The organism is Pseudomonas sp. GGS8 (assembly GCF_024168645.1).
Classification (GTDB): domain Bacteria; phylum Pseudomonadota; class Gammaproteobacteria; order Pseudomonadales; family Pseudomonadaceae; genus Aquipseudomonas.
In genome coordinates this window covers 4,561,967-4,577,386 of record NZ_JALJWF010000001.1, presented here as the reverse complement: position 1 = coordinate 4,577,386, position 15,420 = coordinate 4,561,967, and the positions used below count along the sequence as shown (strand labels likewise).

The window sequence follows — 15,420 nt, the reverse complement described above, 5'->3', positions numbered from 1 at the left end:
GCAGGAATCAGGTGCGAGGGGGTCGCCATACCCCGGACGGGGTCTGGACAGGCAGTGCGTCTACAAAAAACGTGGCTACTACGGGGTTGAACAAGGTGACTGGAGGTTTGGCGATGCTGACTTGCAGCATGCCACCGGTCTTGCACTCCTGACCGGGCTTACAGGCTTTGCCGTGCTCGGAGGGGGTGCTCATGTCTTGGCAGCAGTCTTTGTCCATGTCGCCCATCATCGCCATGCCCGCGGTTTTCATCGGGCAAGGTTCTGTAGGCGCCTGAATGCCCGCCATTCCACTCAGCGGAAGCGCGAAGCACATCAGGAAAATGAGACAACACCGCAAATAACGTTTCATGGACCGGAGTCTAGCCAGAGGAATCGTTGCTTACAATGACAGCTGGGTGAAAAACATATCGCACGGTGCAAGCACAGCCTCGCGATACATCGACAGACTTTTGGCCCACAATCAAACACACGCAGAATGGGCCGACCGACTAGCGCCCGGTGTTCAGATGAGGACTTGATGTGAACAAAAACCTCGCCAACGCCCAATCCACGCCACTGCGCATTCCGCGAACAGTCTGGGCCCTGGGGTTTGTCAGCCTGTTCATGGACCTGTCTTCCGAACTGGTGCATAGCCTGCTGCCGGTGTTTCTCGTCACCACCCTAGGCGCCAGCGCCTTGACCGTCGGGGTGATCGAGGGCATCGCCGAGGCGACCGCGATGCTGGTCAAGATATTCTCCGGCGCCATCAGCGACTTTATTGGCCGGCGCAAAGGCCTGTTGTTGATGGGCTACGGTTTGGCGGCGCTTTCAAAACCGTTGTTTCCCCTCGCGCAATCGGTCGATGTGGTATTTACCGCGCGCTTTCTGGACCGCATCGGCAAAGGCATTCGTGGCGCGCCGCGCGATGCGCTGGTCGCCGATGTCGCACCGGCTGAAATCCGTGGCGCCTGCTTTGGCTTGCGCCAATCGATGGACACCGTGGGGGCGATTCTGGGTCCGGTTCTGGCGATCGTACTGATGCTCTGGCTCGGACAGATTCATCTGGTGTTGTGGTTTGCGGTGATCCCGGCGGTGATATCGGTGGCGCTGATTGTCGGTGGAGTCAACGAGCCGACCGATGTCGCTGCGGAACGCGCCTTTCGCTCGCCCATCCACTGGAAGGTGCTACGGGAGTTTTCCCGCGGCTATTGGTGGGTGGTAATCGTCGGCGGGCTGTTTACGCTGGCCCGTTTCAGCGAGGCCTTTCTGGTCTTGAAAGCGCAGCAAACAGGCTTGACGGCCACCTGGGTGCCGATGGTGATGGTGATGGTGGTCATGTCGCTGTTGTATGCGGTGTCCGCCTACCCGGCGGGCTGGCTGTCCGACCGTATCAGTCGCACCAAGTTGCTGTGTGTCGGCATGGGGTTGCTGATCCTGGCGGACCTGCTGCTGGCGCAAGCGGATTCAATCATGACCATGCTGGCAGGTGTTGCCCTGTGGGGCCTGCACATGGGCTTCAGCCAGGGCATTCTCGCGACGCTGATCGCCGACACCGCGCCCGAACATCTCAGGGGCACGGCGTTCGGCCTGTTCAATCTGATCAGCGGCGTGTGCCTGTTGATCGCCAGCGTACTGGCTGGCGCGCTATGGGAAACCTCGGGCTCCGCCAGCACTTTCATCGCCGGGGCGGTGCTGGCGGCCGCGGCGCTGTTGTTGCTTGTGCTGCGCAAGCCCTAGTCCGCGATCGCGGCGAACCCGCGTTGCAAATCTTCGATCAACGCGTCGACATCTTCCAGGCCAATGTGCAAGCGCAGTACAGGGTTCAATGCGCGATCTGCCGCACTGTTGCGGTCCTGGGTGTCGGCGACAGTGATCAGGCTTTCATAGCCGCCCCAGGACGCGCCCAGACCAAACACCTGCAACGCATCGATGAAGCGCTCTACGTACGTAGCGTCGGCATCGCGCAGTTCGAAGGACAGCAAACCGTTGCTGCCCGTGAAGTCCCGCCGCCACAATGCGTGATGGGGATGATCGGGCAACGCCGGATGGAACACCCGTTTCACCTGCGGTTGCGCTTGTAGCCAATGAGCGATTTCCAGGGCCTGGCGTTCGTGCACCTCCAGGCGTGGCGCCAGGGTTCGGGTGCCACGCAGCACCAGATAGGCGTCGTCAGGGCTGACGGCGATGCCAAAGGTGTCACTCATGGATGCAAGCGGCTGCCAGACGTCTTGCCGGGTACAGACGCTGCCCATGACCACATCGCTGTGGCCACACAGGTACTTGGTCAACGCCATGATCGAGATGTCCGCGCCCAGGGTCAGCGGCCGGTACAAGTAGCCCGAGCCCCAGGTGTTATCGACGGCCAACAGGATGCCCCGTGGCTTGCACAGTGCGGCGATGGCCGGCAGGTCGCAGAGTTCATACAGCAGTGAACCGGGCACTTCGGTGTAGACCATTTTGGTGTTGGCTTGCAGTTGCGCTTGCAGGCCGCTGCCGTCAGGCGCGAAGTAGCTGACCTGGATGCCGAACGGCCCAAGCAGCTCCCGAGCCAGACGCCGCACGGGCGCATACACCGCGTCGGTGATCAGCACATGATCGCCGGGCCGCAGGTAGGCCAGGAACGTCTGCGCGACCGCCGCCAGTCCGGTGCCGAACAGTCGGGTGCGGTAACCGCCCTCCAGCTCCGTCACCAGGTCTTCCAAGGCAAAAGCGGTCGGATTGCCCCGGGCGCCATAGCTCAGCACCCGCTCCCGGTCACGGCGAGCACGGGCATCGCGCATCTGCGCCAGGTTGTCGAACAGCACCGTGCTCAAACGAGTGACGGGCACGTTGACACCTCGACTGCCACTGCCCTTTTCGGTACGCGCCGCCTGCACCAGACGGGTACGCACCCGCGCATCACGAGTCGCTTGAGATGGCGCACGCAGCGGTTTCAGGCTGGCGATTTCGTCTGCGCTCATTTGCGCCAACAGGCCGATTTCCCAAGCCAGGTACTGACGCGCCGCGTCTTTGTTGCCGGCGTGGCGATCATGGGTAAAGAACAGAAAATCGATGCACTGCTGATCGGGCGGCGTGTTGGCATCCTCCTGCACGGCAAACCCCGCGGTACGCCAGGCGTCGACACCACCGTCCAACACCCGGGTTTGCGCACGCTGAACATCGGGCAATTCCAGCGCCGCGAACGCTGCCAGCTGCGGGTCATCGGCCAGCAACACCAGAGGTCGCTGTTCACCGGCCACTTCACTTGCCAGCAACGAACGGATCGACCAGCGCGAGCCGGCGATATGGCCTTTGCGGAAGGTGATGCTCGGGCGCAGGTCAATCAATGCCACCGCGCTGTCCTTCAACGCATCGGCCAGGGCCTGCGCGGTGATCACGGGCAATGTTTCGTGAACGGATACCTCAAGCGCGGGCAATGCCAGACCGCTACTCACCCCACCTTCCAGCACATAAGCTTCATGCCCCAACTGCCGAAGCCAACTGGCAACGATCGGCGCCCGTATGCCATCGCTGTCGATCAGCACCAACCGCGCCTGACGCACGCCGATATACAGGTCGGTAGACTGGATCAACTGCCCGCCCGGCGTGTGTTGCGCACCGGGCAAACTGCCGGCGACAAATTCCTCGGCGGTGCGCACATCGCACAGAAACAAACTGCGTGCGGCCTCCCCGGCCCACTGATCGACCTGCGCCGCCGTAACGGTTTTTACCCCGGCCCGTGCGGCCAGTTGTGCCGCGGCGAGGCGTTGTTGCGGCAAGGTCTTCGATGACACCTCATCGGCATAGCGGCGGGTGCTGCCATGTTCCAGCTGAAAATCTTCCAGGTACCAGCCCTGCGTACCGTTTTCCAAGGCGTAGACCGGGTTCTTCAACCCCAGATTGATCAGGGTCTGGGCGCCGATAATGCTGCGGGTTCGACCGGCGCAATTGATCACGATCGGCGTGCTGTCGTCCGGCACCAGATCCTGTAGGCGATAGCCCAGTTCGCCATTCGGGCAGCAGACAGAACCGGGGATGGTCATCTTGCGGTATTCGTCGAACGGCCGACCGTCCAGCACCACCAGCGGTTCGCCCCGGGCTTGCCATTCAGCCAACTGCCTGGCGGTGACATGCGGCGTATCACTGGCCTCTTCCACCAACTCGCCAAACGCTTTGGACGGCACATGCACACCCGCGAACAGTTGCAGGCCTGCCGCCTGCCAGGCATCGGCACCGCCGTCGAGAATGTGCACGCGGCTGTACCCCAGCGCCTGCAAACGCCGAGCAGAACGCGCCGCGACGTCCCCGCCGTTCTGGTCATAAATCACCAGCCGCACCTGAGGGTTCGGCGCCAGGCGTCGGACCTCCAGCTCCAGACGACTGTAGGGCAGGTTCACCCCGTGAAACAGGTGGGCTTCGCCATATTGGCCATGCTCACGCACGTCAAACAGGGCAATTTCCTGCCCGTCGAACAGCCATTGCTGCAGTTGCCCTGGGGTTACGGTCCGATTCATGTGTAGGCCTTGATCGACGGCGCCATTTGCGAGGCGTTGTAATTGAGAATGCGCCCGTCGGCCTCAACCCCATAACGGCCATTGAGCGATTCCAGCGGCAAGCCGTACAGGTGGAAATGCAGGGTCGGCTGCTCACCTTCGACACGGATGCCATGCAGGTCTTCACCGAGAAACGAGATCGACGTGCCGGGTTGCACGATCACTTCCTTTTCCAGGTGCAACGTGGTGAACCCAGGCTCGCGGCCCTCGTCATCACGGGCGTAGACGTAGTTGATTTCCTGGCCTTCGATGGCGCTGATGATCGCCCAGGTTTCGTGGTTGTGCGGGATCGTACTTTTACCCGGCAGCAATGAGTTGAGGTACAGCGTCGGCGTGTCGCCATCGTCGTTGAGGCGGTAGCGGAACGCGGTGCTGCCCTGCCCCGGCACGGGCGCCGGGAACGCGTCGAAATTGAACAGATCACGGCGCTCGGCCAGGGTTTCGAGCAAGGCGACGATCTCCGTCAACGCGGCGCGGTCGACGCCCCGCTGATGGATGACACGGACTTTCTTGAGGAAATCCTCGATGACGGCGGCACGGTTATCGGTACTCATGAACAGGCTCCTCGGTATTAGACGGACAGGCTGTAGCGGCTCAGGCTACTCAACAGATACGGATCGTTGGCGACACGGGGACGGCGTCCCGGATCGCCCAGGGCGTGACGCAGAAACTCCTGGGTCCGCTCGCTGGTGGGGTGCTGGAAAATCTGCTCGGCGCTGCCGTGTTCGACGATCACGCCGTTTTCGGTGAAGTAGACGATGTCGCTGATCTCTTCGGCGAAGCGCATTTCGTGGGTCACCAGCACGCAGGTCATGCCCTCTTCAGTCAGCTCGCGAATCACCGTCAGCACCTCGCCAACGGTTTCCGGGTCGAGGGCAGAAGTCACCTCATCGAACAGAATCAGTTCCGGGCGCATCGCCAACGCTCGGGCAATTGCCACCCGCTGTTGCTGACCGCCGGAGAGTTGCCCCGGATAAGCATCGGCCTTGTGCTCCATGCGCACCTTGGCCAGCAAGGCGCGGGCGTCTTTCTCGGCTTCGGCGCGATTGCGCCCCAGCACTTTGCGCGGGGCGATCACCAGGTTCTCCAGCACCGACAAATGCGGGAACAGGTTGTACTGCTGGAACACAAACCCCACACGCTTGCGCAATTCGATACGCTGGCTTTCCTGGGCCAGGGTGTGAACCTCCGTGGCGCCGACGCGGATGCTCCCGTGCTGGGGCTGCAACAGGCCGGTGATGCAGCGCAGGATCGTCGACTTGCCGGAGCCGGAGGGGCCTATGATCGACACGGCCTGGCCGCGATGCACGTCGAGGTCTATGCCCTTGAGCACCGGGTTGCTGCCAAATGACAGGTGCAGGTCGCGCAGGCTGACCAAGGGCTCGGCGACGGTTTCAGTAGAAGACATAACGTCGCTCCAGGCGTTGAGTGAATCGGGAAATCGGGTAGCAGTAAGCAAAGAACAGCACCAGCAGGCTCAGGTAAATCACCACGGTGAAGCCGGTGAGGTTCACCGTGTTGCTGGCGATTTGCGCGGTGTCGATCACGTCATGCACGCCCACCAAAGACGCCAGTGCGGTGCCCATGGTGATCACCGCGTAGAGGTTCATCCACGGCGGCAACATGCGCTTGAAGCACTGCGGCAGGATGATCGAGCGAAAAATCTGCCCGCGCGTGAAGGCCAGGGATCGCGCCGCTTCCCACTGGGTACTGGGGATCGAGGCAACCGCCCCCCGGAAGATCTCCGCCACGTTGGCGCTCGCCGGCAACGCCAGGCCAATCGTGACCTTGACCCAGTCCGGGAACGAGACATAAGTGCTGCCGATGTGGATCTCGAACGGGAACACATAGGTGGTGAAATAGATCAGCACCAGCCACGGCGCGTTGCGAAAAATCTGCACCCAGATCCGCGCCAGCAAGCGCAGCAGCCACAACGGCGACAACGCCAGGGCACCGACCAACAACCCAAGCAACGAGCCCAGCCCGATCGCCACCAGACTGATCAGAATGTTCTGGCCAAACCCGACGACCAAGGCCGGCGACCATTGCAGCAATGCCTTGAGTACCGGGCTGTGCGGCGCGAAATACACCAGCCAGAGCACGGCCCCCGCCAAAAGCAACAACTTGCCGACATGCCGACGCGGCCAGGTCAGCGGCGCAGTGACGGACGATTCAATGGCCATAGCCGGGCATCCTCAGGCGCGCTTCGAGCAGGCGCCCCACACAATTGACGGTAAAACTCAGCAGGCCAAAAAACGTCAGGATCAGAATCATCAGCTCCAGCACGTTATCGCTCTGGGTCCAGATCATGATCGCCGCGTAGGTGATGTCGCCGACGGCAATGGCCGAGGCGATAGCGGTCATTTTTACCAGGTCGATCAGGTTGTTGATCAGCGACGGCAAGGCGAAGCGCAAGGCCAGCGGCAGTTGCACATTCCACAACAACTGGCGGCTGCTGAACGCCAACGAACTGGCCGCCTCCATCGTCACCGCCGGCACGGCTTCGATCCCGGCGCGCAAGGCTTCGGCATGAAACGCGCCTTTGTGCAGTGAAATCACGATCACCACCCAGGCGAACGGCGTCAGCGGGTTGGCCGCGCCGACGGCCTGGGTCAGCAGCATGTTCAGCACCAGAAATGCGCAATACAGCTGCACCAGCGTCGGCGTGTTGCGGGTGACTTCGACAAACACCCGCGCAGGTTTTGCCAGCCAGGGTTTGCCCGAGGTCAACATCGCCGCCAAACCGACGCCCGCCAGCAGGCTGCCGACGATGGTGAGCAGGCACAGCAGCACCGTGGTCAGCGCGCCCTGCTCCAGGGTTCCGCGCTGATAAGCGTCCAGCAGAAAGCCGTAGTTCAGGCCGAATCCGGCGGCCCAGTGGACGAACAGTTCCATCCGGTGATTCCTTGAACGACCGCCGAGTTCTTCGACTGCCTGTTGAAAACGATAAGGTGAACCGCTCAGGCGCCGTTGGCCTGGAACTGTTTCTGCAACTCCACCAGGGCCGGTGACGCGGGCGTTATACGGTTGCGGGTCTGGGCGTCGATCAGCCAGCCACTGCGGTGCAGTTCCTTGACGATGGGGTCGAGTCGGGCCTGGGTATCGCGTTCGCCAGGTCGGGTCCAGATCACCGAAGGGGCCGGGTTGAGTTCCGGACTCAGCGCGCGATAGCCCTGCCATTCGGCGTTGTCGGCGATCAGCGGGTTGATCAGCGTGGCGTCATGCACCGCCGCGACGCAGTTGTTGCCACGCAGCGCGAGCAAGGATTCCGACGAGCTCTTGAACGCCTTGATCTCCGCGCCCAACTCGGTGAGCGGCTTGATGTAACTGCTGCCCTGGGAGGTGCAGACGGGCTGGCCCTTGAGGTCTTCCCAGCGGGTGATCTTGCTGTCCTTGAGCAGCGCTGCGGTACCGCCGACACGGTAGAACGGCGTCGGCACAAAACCGAGGATCTCACCGCGCTCGGCGGTCCATTCCATGTTGGCGATCAACAAATCCACTTTGCCCTGCTGCAAAAACTGCACGCGGTTGGCGGGCAATACCGGCACCAACTGCACCTCGGCGCCCAACTGCCGACCCAGTTCCTGAGCGAGGTCGACGTTCAAGCCCCGAGGTTTCTGAGTACCCGGATCGATACTGCCGAAGGGGCCGCCGGACAGTACGACCCCCACCGTCAGCACATGGCGTTGCTGGATCTTGTCCAGGGTGGCATCAGCTTGAGCCCCGGAACTGGCGGCCAATGAGATCAGGCCGCCCAGCATCACGGGCAACAATTGTTTAACAGGCTTGCGCTTGAGCAGCATGGACTTCCCCTAATGGTTGATCGGAGTACCCCGACCTGATGTGAGGGCATCCTAGGTACAGCGTTGGCGTAACGGAAATTCAAATATCTAATATCGTTATAACTTGCTGTGTTTGCTCTAAGTAACAACCTTCACGACGCCCGCATTTACTGACACTCTCGACCTAAACACTAAAATATCGCCAAAAAAACATAAACAAATGTAATGTTTATGTTTACAGCCTTGATATAAAAACCGCCCCGGAAATGGCCATGCCGACTTCACCTACCCTCGATCTCGAATTACTGCGTACCTTCATTGCCGTGGTCGATCACCACAGTTTTGCCGAGGCCGGCGCGCAACTGGCCCGCACACAATCGTCGGTCACCCAGCACATGCAACGTCTGGAACAACAAGTGGGGGTGAATCTGTTCGAGAAGCGCGGGCGTCAGAAGCAACTGACTGAAGCCGGTTTGCAGTTGTTGCGTCATGCGCGGCAGATGCTCTCGCTCAACGACGATGCGCTGAACTCCCTGCGCGAAAGCAACTTGAGCGGCGTGCTGCGGATCGGCTCGCCCCACGACATCGCCGACACCATCCTGCCGCCGATCCTCAGCCACATCGCCCGCTCGGCCCCACGCTTGCGCCTGGAGATCGATGTCGGCCGCAGCCCGTTTCTGATGGACGACCTGCACCGAGGCAAGGTCGACATGGTGATCTCCACCCGTGAAGACCCGACGCTCGAAGGCTTCGCCTTGCGCACCTCGCCGGTGTGGTGGATCTGCTCGGCGCAGTACATTCATACGCCGGAAGAACCCTTGCCGCTGATTCTGGTGGATGAACCGAGTATCTATCGTCGCTACGCCCTGGAGGCGCTGGAGCGCGCCAACATTCCATGGCGCCAGGCGTACCTGGCGTCGAACCTGATCGGCATCAAGGCCGCAACGCGTGCCGGGCTGGGCGTCACGCCCAGAAGCATGGAAATGCTCGGCCCGGACATGCGCGTGCTTGGCGAAAACGATGGCCTGCCACGGCTGCCGGACGTGACCTACCACTTGTGGATTCGACCCAACACCGTGAACCCGCTGGTGCGTCGGGCCTATGAGTTGATCAGGAGCAGTCGGGGGCTTTGACGCGGCTACTCATAAGAACCAAAGAGCATTAATAAATACAAAATCAGTATTTATCGTTATAAAAATATCCGCGTACTCTCAGCTCATCCCGTCATTCATCACCACAGTGAAGTGCCCCATGAATCCGACTGACAACCTCATTGACTTCGCCAGCTACCGCAAACGCAAACAGGCTCAGCATCGGGCACGGGCCATGTGGGAAATGTACGCACGCAACGCCGGCCTGCAGGCCTTTCAGTGGATCCAGGCCGCCCAACCGACCGAGACCCGTCACGCGTGAACGCGCAGCAACCCTCGCGTTTTCTGGTGAGCGCAGACGAACCCGTGACGGACTTCAATAGCCTGGAACAATTGGAAGAAGACCCGATCTGCGAGCGGGTCGCGCAGAACCTGCAACGGCTGCGGGGCAAGCGTCATCTGTCCCTCGACGCCCTGGCCCGGCAATGTGGCGTGAGTCGGGCCATGCTCGCGCAGATCGAATCCGGACGCAGCGTGCCGTCGATCAAAGTGCTGTGCAAAATTGCCAAAGGCTTGAAGGTTTCGGTGGCGGCGTTTCTCGAGCACCGGACTTTCGAAGGTGTGGCCGTGCTGTCGGCGAGCCAAAGCAAACGCCTGGTCAGCGCCAGTGGTGCCTTCGTCAGCCGCGCCCTGTTCCCGTTCGACGTGGCACGCCAATCGGAATTCTACGAACTGCGCTTGAGCCCGTTGGGCGAAGACCACTCCGAGGGGCATGGCCCCGGTGTGCAGGAGAACCTGGTGGTGTCGCAGGGTGTACTGGAAATCAGCGTCAACGATGAGCGTTATCTGCTGTCCACCGGCGACTCGATCCTGTTCTACGCCGACCAGCCCCACCGCTATCGCAACCCCGCCGACAGTGAGGCGGTGGCTTATCTGGTGGTGACCTACCCGGAACGTCTGGACTAACCCCCTGAAGCGATGAACCTGTGGGAGCGGGCTTGCCCGCGAAGAGGCCATCACATTCAACATTGATGTCGCCTGGCACACCGCCTTCGCGGGCAAGCCCGCTCCCACAGGATTTTGGTTGAGCGCGGTAATTGTGTGTAGCGGTAATCAAGGTGCGGGAACAGCAGTGCCTGCTGGAATGAATGAAAAAGCCCCCGCAACCGTTAGGTCGCGGGGGCTTTTAAATGTCTGCTGCCCGGGATCAGCAGGTGCAGCACATCATTGGCATGCCGTTGCAGCTCATCATCATCGGCATGCTGCAATCGTTCATCATTTTCATCATCAGGGCGCAGCAGCTTTTCATCATGTCCATGTTCATGCCGGCCATCGGCATGATTTTGCACATCATGCCGTCGGCCATCATGGTGCATTCCATCACGCACTTCATCGACGGCATCGGCATGCCCATCATGGGCATCGGCATCATCATGTTCATCATCGGCATGGCCATGCTCGCCCCGGACATGCACATCATGCTCATGTTGCCGCAGTGCATCATCATCGGCATGCCGCAGTTCATCATCATCTGCATCATTTCAGCGCTGTTCTTGAACATCGCCATGTCCATGCCAGCGGCCGGCATCATTTTGCACATCATGCCGTCGTCCATCATTTCGCAGCTCATGGTCGCCATCATCATTGGCATGCCCATCATCGGCATGTTGGCGTTCATCATCGGCATTGGCATCTGCATGGCGTTCATCATGGTGTAACTCCCTAAGCGATTCGATAGTTGGACGAAGCTGATGGGGGCGGATTCTAAGGACTGGCGAAGGGACGACAAGATGATGGCCGAGCAGCAGGAATTGATGTTGAAACCGCTTTAATGCCGTGGCGGGGACGCCGTTGTCTGCTGTAGCGCCCCTATGGAATTGATCGCATACAGAATCAAAGCGAAGACATGGTTTTATCGGTTATGGATATTCGACCCAGCGCTATGTAAAGAACCGAAAGAAATAATTGATCTAAACAGCGCAGAGTTTTTTACCTGCAAGGGAAGCTAGCAATGCTTGTGCATTCGCAACCAGGCCTGCTGGCGCTGTTGCGGTCAGGAACATGCAGCAGTGCACCGACCTGACCCGCGAGTTGTTCTTTGAGAGCAATAACGTCAAACGATTCAAAACCCTTGTTTCGATGAGCACCGTGAAGCTGGGTTTGAACATCCCGTTGGGCGCTGAATAACCTACGGTGCAGTGGAAGCGTCAGCAACCAAGACTGTCCGCCAATCCCCTGGCCTGCCGAGTCGCGGCTTCACGTGCGCTGAGGTCAACGTCTTCCCCCAGTATGGTTTTCTCCACAATCACCGAGTGCACATCCGTCACGCCGATAAATTTCAGCCAGGCTTCCACATAGGGCTTCTGGAAGTCGAAGCGCTCTGCCGGGGTGATCGATTGCGCCGAAAAATCCAGGCCACGGGCATATATCACCACAGCGGTCTTGTTGTGCAGCATGCCTTCCAGACCGCGCTCCGGATCGAAGCTGAACAGGATGTCTTTCTGCGACACCAGGTCAATGAAGTGCTTGAGTTTGTACGGGATGCTGAAATTCCACAGTGGCACGGACATCACCAGCACATCCGCGCTGTACAGGTGAGCGGCCAGAGTTCTCAAGGTGTTCCAGGCGTCTTGCTGTGCCGAGGTCAAGGGCGTGCCATTGAGTCCGGCGTATTTGGCTTCCATTGCCAGATCATTGAATTCCGGCAACGCCATGTTCCAAAGGTCGAGGGTGATGATTTCAGTGTCCGGGGTGTTTTCCTGATAGCGCGCAATGAAGCTGCGGGCGACTTCAAGGGAGGCCGAGCGCTGTTTGCGCGGGGAACATTCGATATGCAGAAGAGTAGTCATGGCACGCCTCGGGTGATGGGAGATGGGGGGCGGCAAACATTGCAACATAGTTTTATTTAGAATATAAATCGCAAATAAATAGGCCATTAATCACATCTAAAACTATGTTCGATGCTCTGCTGCTCAAGACATTTGTCACAGTCGTCGATGAAGAAGGCTTCAGCCGTGCAGCCGAGAAGCTGCACCTGACCCAGTCCGCGGTCAGTGGGCACGTGCGGCGATTGGAAGAACAGATTGGTAAACCCCTGTTGAGGCGTACCACCCGTTCCCAGCAACTGACGCCCGATGGCGAGCGCCTGGTGGCTTATGCGCGCACGATCCTCGCGCTGAACCGTGATGCCTGGGCAGAACTGACACGCACGCCGTTTCACGGGCGACTGCGGATCGGGCTATCCGAAGATTTTGTCGAGTCGCGGTTAATGCGGACTTTTCAGGATTTCGCCGCGCAGTACCCGGGGATGGAGATCGACGTGCAGGTGGGCATTCCGGGCACGTTGCTGGCCTTGATGAAGCAAGGGCATCTGGAATTGGTCATTGGTTCGCTGTGCGAAACCAGCGACACAGGGCTGCTGCTCTGGCAAGAACCGCTGGTGTGGGCCTGGTCGGCGCAACCCGTCCCCCAGTTACCGACACCGTTGCCGCTGGCCCTGTTTCCCGAGCCGTGCCCTTATCGCGAGGTGGCCCTGACACGACTGGCTCGGGCAGGGATCACCCAACGAACAGCCATGTTGTGCAGCAGCACGGCCGGATTGCGAGCGGCGGCGCTGGCTGGCTTCGCGGTAGCGCCCATGCCAGTCAGCCAGTTGGGGCAAGGACTGGCGGTTCTTGGCACAGAACAAGGATTGCCGGATTTGCCGGATGCGCAGTTTCGGTTGTTCAGCGCACCTGAAGCGGATCAGACAATTGTGGCAGCGGTCACTCAGCTCATTGTGGAGTATTGCTCTGCGCGCAGGGCTTAAGAATCATACCTTGTTGACCCCATTACTCACTGCTCAGGGAGAGCGCCATGTCTGTAGAAATCCAGCTTTCGGAAAATGCGACTGAAGCAGAACGACTAGGCATTTTGACCCCATTGCTGGCCCATAACCTGGCCAACGGTGGGGACGACGCCTATGAAACTTTTGCTCTATTGCTACGAGACGCTGACAGTAACGAAGTTATTGGTGGGCTGTATGGCAAGGTCTCTTATCAATGGCTGCTCATCGATCTTGTCAGCGTTCCCGAGTCGATGCGTGGTCAGGGTATCGGAGAACGGCTAATGCGCATGGCTGAAGAAGTTGCGCAGAAAAAACACTGCATTGGTATCTGGCTGGAGACCTTCAGCTTTCAGGCTCCCGGTTTTTATCGAAAACTTGGTTACTCCGAATTCGGACGCCTGGCAGACTATCCACCGGGACATACCCGGCTCTATTACCAGAAGTCGTTGTGCTGACCGCGCGTTGGATCTTGGGCCGATAGCTGTGCTTTGTAGCGGGCAGTAATCGGCCAAAAGCGGACCTCAACGATCGATACTTGAATCAGTCTTCACCCTCGTAGCGCTCACTTGCCAACCCGGTACGATGCAGCTACTGTCAGCTTTATGAAGCAGCCACGAATTACCTTGACCACGACTACCACGACCGCCAGAGGCGGGTCGTGAGAGGTGTCGTGAGCCAATAACGCACGAACTTCAAAGGCCCGCCAGTGATGGATAGGGCCTTTCTTTTGCCCTTGTGTCGCTGGCCAAAACGCAAGGAAAAGCACTATGTATGCACTGTTGATTCTCGATATGCAGGTTGGGTTGTTTCATGGTCCGGAAAAACCATGGGCTGGCGAAGCGCTGCTAGACACGTTGAATAACCTGCTGAGTAAAGCCCGGCGTGCAGGCGCGCCGATTTTTCTCGCACGCCATATTGGTCCACCTGGTTCGCCTATCGAGTCTGGAAGTCCGTTGACGCACCTGGTGCAGGAACTGGAGCTGCAGGGCGACGAAGTGATCTTCGAGAAAAGCCGACCCAACGCCTTCGCCAAGACAGCTCTGGCCGATCAGCTACGGGCTTGTGGAACTCAGGGCGTGGTCATTGCTGGAATGAAGACCCAATACTGTGTCGACAGCACTTGCCGCGCTGCACGAGATCTCGGATTCGATGCAGTGCTGATCGCCGATGGTCATACCTGCAACGACACCCCTGCACTGAAGGCCGAAGAGATTATCGCTCATCACAATGCGACCCTGGCGGGACCATTTTGTCGTGTCGTACATGCTGAGGACTGGTGTTTCTAACCGCCATCGACAGACCGGTCCGAGTCAGGGCCGATCTGTCCGCTTGGGTCGATTTCGGTCAGTCGAGACGAGCAGAAATCGGCCGAAGCTGTGTAAAAACGATTTAGAGCAAGTAAAACGGTCAGAACCAGAACGTTACTGAACAATCGAGACTACAGTCGGCCTGGCAATACCCCCTTGAAGTCTCTGTACGAACGCATTCTGCCCGCCATTTCTCCATACAGGCCTTCTTCCCCCCAAGATCTGGCGGGGGGCTGGCTGCTGATTAAAGCGCCCTGCCCAGGCAATGTTCGACCTACACCAGCACGGTCAACCAGGCCGACGCCAGCAGCAAAAAAGCCAGTGCATGGTTCACGCGTTTGAACGCCTGTGGCGAACCAAAAAACCGAGCACTACCCACGCCGAGCAACGCCCACAGGGTCATGCATGGCAAGGAGACGAACAGAAACACCAGCGACAACAACACCAGCCGCATGGCCTTGTCGCCGCCACCGGCAAACACGCTCACCACCGCCACCGCCATCATCCAGACTTTGGGGTTGAGCAATTGCAGGGTGGCGGCACCGAACACGCTCAGACCCTCGTCGCGCGGGGTAGCTGGATTCAGAGACGGTGGCGCGCTTTGAAAGATCTGCCAGGCCAGCCAACTCAACCAGAGCACCCCGGCCCAGGCCATCGCTTGCTGCACTCGTGGAAACCGCAGCAGCGTCTCGCCCACGCCGAGCCCGACTGCAAACACAATCAGCGCCGCCGCCACGCATGCGCCAATAATGATCGGCAGCGTAGCGCCCAGCCCCCACCGCGAACTGTGGCTCAGCACCAGAATATTGGTCGGCCCCGGAGTGATCGAGGCAACGAACGCAAACAGCAGGAAAGGCAATAGCGATTCCATGGCTCAGACTCCCTGAGGACACATCGAAGGGG

17 protein-coding genes and 1 pseudogene are annotated in these 15,420 nt (G+C 59.6%); 8 read left to right on the top strand and 10 right to left on the bottom strand.

Annotated elements, in window-relative coordinates; translation table 11 throughout:
• Positions 1-7: 7 nt before the first annotated feature.
• Positions 8-349 carry a hypothetical protein gene (locus J3D54_RS20660; RefSeq protein WP_253422198.1) on the bottom strand — a complete coding sequence of 114 codons (342 nt, stop codon included), beginning with the start codon at positions 347-349 and terminating at the stop codon, positions 8-10.
• A 170-nt stretch (positions 350-519) separates the two neighbouring features.
• On the opposite strand from J3D54_RS20660, the gene J3D54_RS20655 reads away from it, so the two are divergent.
• A complete protein-coding gene (locus J3D54_RS20655; RefSeq protein WP_253422196.1) occupies positions 520-1,716 on the top strand; it encodes an MFS transporter in 1,197 nt (398 codons plus the stop codon).
• Here the strand turns inward: J3D54_RS20655 and metC are convergent.
• From metC to J3D54_RS20625, 6 genes are all read right to left on the bottom strand, one after another.
• Positions 1,713-4,472 (bottom strand): cystathionine beta-lyase, encoded by a 2,760-nt coding sequence (metC, locus tag J3D54_RS20650; protein ID WP_253422194.1) that lies wholly within the window; start codon positions 4,470-4,472, stop codon positions 1,713-1,715. The two genes, J3D54_RS20655 and metC, sit on opposite strands and share 4 nt — an antisense overlap.
• Positions 4,469-5,065 (bottom strand): cysteine dioxygenase, encoded by a 597-nt coding sequence (locus J3D54_RS20645; protein WP_253422192.1) that lies wholly within the window; start codon positions 5,063-5,065, stop codon positions 4,469-4,471. Before J3D54_RS20645 ends, metC begins: the two co-directional genes overlap by 4 nt.
• A 17-nt stretch (positions 5,066-5,082) precedes the next feature.
• Positions 5,083-5,919: an amino acid ABC transporter ATP-binding protein gene (locus J3D54_RS20640; protein ID WP_253422190.1), complete on the bottom strand. Its 837-nt coding sequence runs from the start codon at positions 5,917-5,919 to the stop codon at positions 5,083-5,085.
• A complete protein-coding gene (locus J3D54_RS20635; protein ID WP_253422188.1) occupies positions 5,906-6,694 on the bottom strand; it encodes an amino acid ABC transporter permease in 789 nt (262 codons plus the stop codon). Before J3D54_RS20635 ends, J3D54_RS20640 begins: the two co-directional genes overlap by 14 nt.
• Positions 6,684-7,406: an amino acid ABC transporter permease gene (locus J3D54_RS20630; protein ID WP_253422186.1), complete on the bottom strand. Its 723-nt coding sequence runs from the start codon at positions 7,404-7,406 to the stop codon at positions 6,684-6,686. Before J3D54_RS20630 ends, J3D54_RS20635 begins: the two co-directional genes overlap by 11 nt.
• A gap of 65 nt (positions 7,407-7,471) precedes the next feature.
• Positions 7,472-8,314, bottom strand: a complete 843-nt coding sequence (locus tag J3D54_RS20625) for a transporter substrate-binding domain-containing protein (protein ID WP_253422185.1) — start codon at positions 8,312-8,314, stop codon at positions 7,472-7,474.
• 251 nt (positions 8,315-8,565) lie between these two features.
• On the opposite strand from J3D54_RS20625, the gene J3D54_RS20620 reads away from it, so the two are divergent.
• The 3 genes from J3D54_RS20620 (at position 8,566) to J3D54_RS20610 (ending at position 10,350) form a co-directional block, all read left to right on the top strand.
• On the top strand, positions 8,566-9,426 hold the full coding sequence (locus J3D54_RS20620; RefSeq protein WP_138867784.1) for a LysR substrate-binding domain-containing protein: 861 nt from the start codon (positions 8,566-8,568) through the stop codon (positions 9,424-9,426).
• A gap of 118 nt (positions 9,427-9,544) precedes the next feature.
• A complete protein-coding gene (locus tag J3D54_RS20615; RefSeq protein ID WP_253422184.1) occupies positions 9,545-9,706 on the top strand; it encodes a hypothetical protein in 162 nt (53 codons plus the stop codon).
• A 44-nt stretch (positions 9,707-9,750) separates the two neighbouring features.
• A complete protein-coding gene (locus J3D54_RS20610) occupies positions 9,751-10,350 on the top strand; it encodes an XRE family transcriptional regulator (RefSeq protein ID WP_253426684.1) in 600 nt (199 codons plus the stop codon).
• 241 nt (positions 10,351-10,591) lie between these two features.
• Here J3D54_RS20610 and J3D54_RS20605 read toward each other — a convergent pair whose 3' ends face one another.
• Positions 10,592-11,095, bottom strand: a complete 504-nt coding sequence (locus J3D54_RS20605) for a hypothetical protein (protein WP_253422182.1) — start codon at positions 11,093-11,095, stop codon at positions 10,592-10,594.
• Positions 11,096-11,430: 335 nt separating this feature from the next.
• Between J3D54_RS20605 and J3D54_RS20600 the strand changes: the two are divergent.
• Positions 11,431-11,571: pseudogene (locus tag J3D54_RS20600) on the top strand (AsnC family transcriptional regulator); the annotation flags it as partial.
• Between the two features lie 20 nt (positions 11,572-11,591).
• On the opposite strand, the gene J3D54_RS20595 reads toward J3D54_RS20600, so the two are convergent.
• A complete protein-coding gene (locus J3D54_RS20595; RefSeq protein WP_253422181.1) occupies positions 11,592-12,233 on the bottom strand; it encodes an FMN-dependent NADH-azoreductase in 642 nt (213 codons plus the stop codon).
• A 104-nt stretch (positions 12,234-12,337) separates the two neighbouring features.
• On the opposite strand from J3D54_RS20595, the gene J3D54_RS20590 reads away from it, so the two are divergent.
• The 3 genes from J3D54_RS20590 (at position 12,338) to J3D54_RS20580 (ending at position 14,496) form a co-directional block, all read left to right on the top strand.
• On the top strand, positions 12,338-13,192 hold the full coding sequence (locus J3D54_RS20590; protein ID WP_253422179.1) for a LysR substrate-binding domain-containing protein: 855 nt from the start codon (positions 12,338-12,340) through the stop codon (positions 13,190-13,192).
• Positions 13,193-13,239: 47 nt separating this feature from the next.
• Positions 13,240-13,665 (top strand): N-acetyltransferase, encoded by a 426-nt coding sequence (locus tag J3D54_RS20585; RefSeq protein WP_253422178.1) that lies wholly within the window; start codon positions 13,240-13,242, stop codon positions 13,663-13,665.
• 312 nt (positions 13,666-13,977) lie between these two features.
• Complete coding sequence (locus J3D54_RS20580; RefSeq protein ID WP_253422177.1) at positions 13,978-14,496, top strand: cysteine hydrolase family protein; 519 nt, start codon at positions 13,978-13,980, stop codon at positions 14,494-14,496.
• 295 nt (positions 14,497-14,791) lie between these two features.
• On the opposite strand, the gene J3D54_RS20575 is transcribed toward J3D54_RS20580, so the two are convergent.
• Positions 14,792-15,388, bottom strand: a complete 597-nt coding sequence (locus J3D54_RS20575) for a LysE family translocator (RefSeq protein ID WP_253422176.1) — start codon at positions 15,386-15,388, stop codon at positions 14,792-14,794.
• Positions 15,389-15,420: the final 32 nt, after the last annotated feature.

What these genes read in the sequence shown, in the direction of transcription:
- J3D54_RS20635 (WP_253422188.1), bottom strand. Translation starts at nt 6,694, where the DNA reads ATGGCCATTGAATCGTCCGTCACTGCGCCGCTGACCTGGCCGCGTCGG.
- J3D54_RS20640 (WP_253422190.1), bottom strand. Translation starts at nt 5,919, where the DNA reads ATGTCTTCTACTGAAACCGTCGCCGAGCCCTTGGTCAGCCTGCGCGAC.
- J3D54_RS20660 (WP_253422198.1), bottom strand. Translation starts at nt 349, where the DNA reads ATGAAACGTTATTTGCGGTGTTGTCTCATTTTCCTGATGTGCTTCGCG.
- J3D54_RS20645 (WP_253422192.1), bottom strand. Translation starts at nt 5,065, where the DNA reads ATGAGTACCGATAACCGTGCCGCCGTCATCGAGGATTTCCTCAAGAAA.
- J3D54_RS20580 (WP_253422177.1), top strand. Translation starts at nt 13,978, where the DNA reads ATGTATGCACTGTTGATTCTCGATATGCAGGTTGGGTTGTTTCATGGT.
- J3D54_RS20615 (WP_253422184.1), top strand. Translation starts at nt 9,545, where the DNA reads ATGAATCCGACTGACAACCTCATTGACTTCGCCAGCTACCGCAAACGC.
- J3D54_RS20590 (WP_253422179.1), top strand. Translation starts at nt 12,338, where the DNA reads ATGTTCGATGCTCTGCTGCTCAAGACATTTGTCACAGTCGTCGATGAA.
- J3D54_RS20595 (WP_253422181.1), bottom strand. Translation starts at nt 12,233, where the DNA reads ATGACTACTCTTCTGCATATCGAATGTTCCCCGCGCAAACAGCGCTCG.
- J3D54_RS20625 (WP_253422185.1), bottom strand. Translation starts at nt 8,314, where the DNA reads ATGCTGCTCAAGCGCAAGCCTGTTAAACAATTGTTGCCCGTGATGCTG.
- J3D54_RS20605 (WP_253422182.1), bottom strand. Translation starts at nt 11,095, where the DNA reads ATGATGAACGCCATGCAGATGCCAATGCCGATGATGAACGCCAACATG.
- J3D54_RS20575 (WP_253422176.1), bottom strand. Translation starts at nt 15,388, where the DNA reads ATGGAATCGCTATTGCCTTTCCTGCTGTTTGCGTTCGTTGCCTCGATC.
- J3D54_RS20630 (WP_253422186.1), bottom strand. Translation starts at nt 7,406, where the DNA reads ATGGAACTGTTCGTCCACTGGGCCGCCGGATTCGGCCTGAACTACGGC.
- J3D54_RS20620 (WP_138867784.1), top strand. Translation starts at nt 8,566, where the DNA reads ATGCCGACTTCACCTACCCTCGATCTCGAATTACTGCGTACCTTCATT.
- metC (WP_253422194.1), bottom strand. Translation starts at nt 4,472, where the DNA reads ATGAATCGGACCGTAACCCCAGGGCAACTGCAGCAATGGCTGTTCGAC.
- J3D54_RS20585 (WP_253422178.1), top strand. Translation starts at nt 13,240, where the DNA reads ATGTCTGTAGAAATCCAGCTTTCGGAAAATGCGACTGAAGCAGAACGA.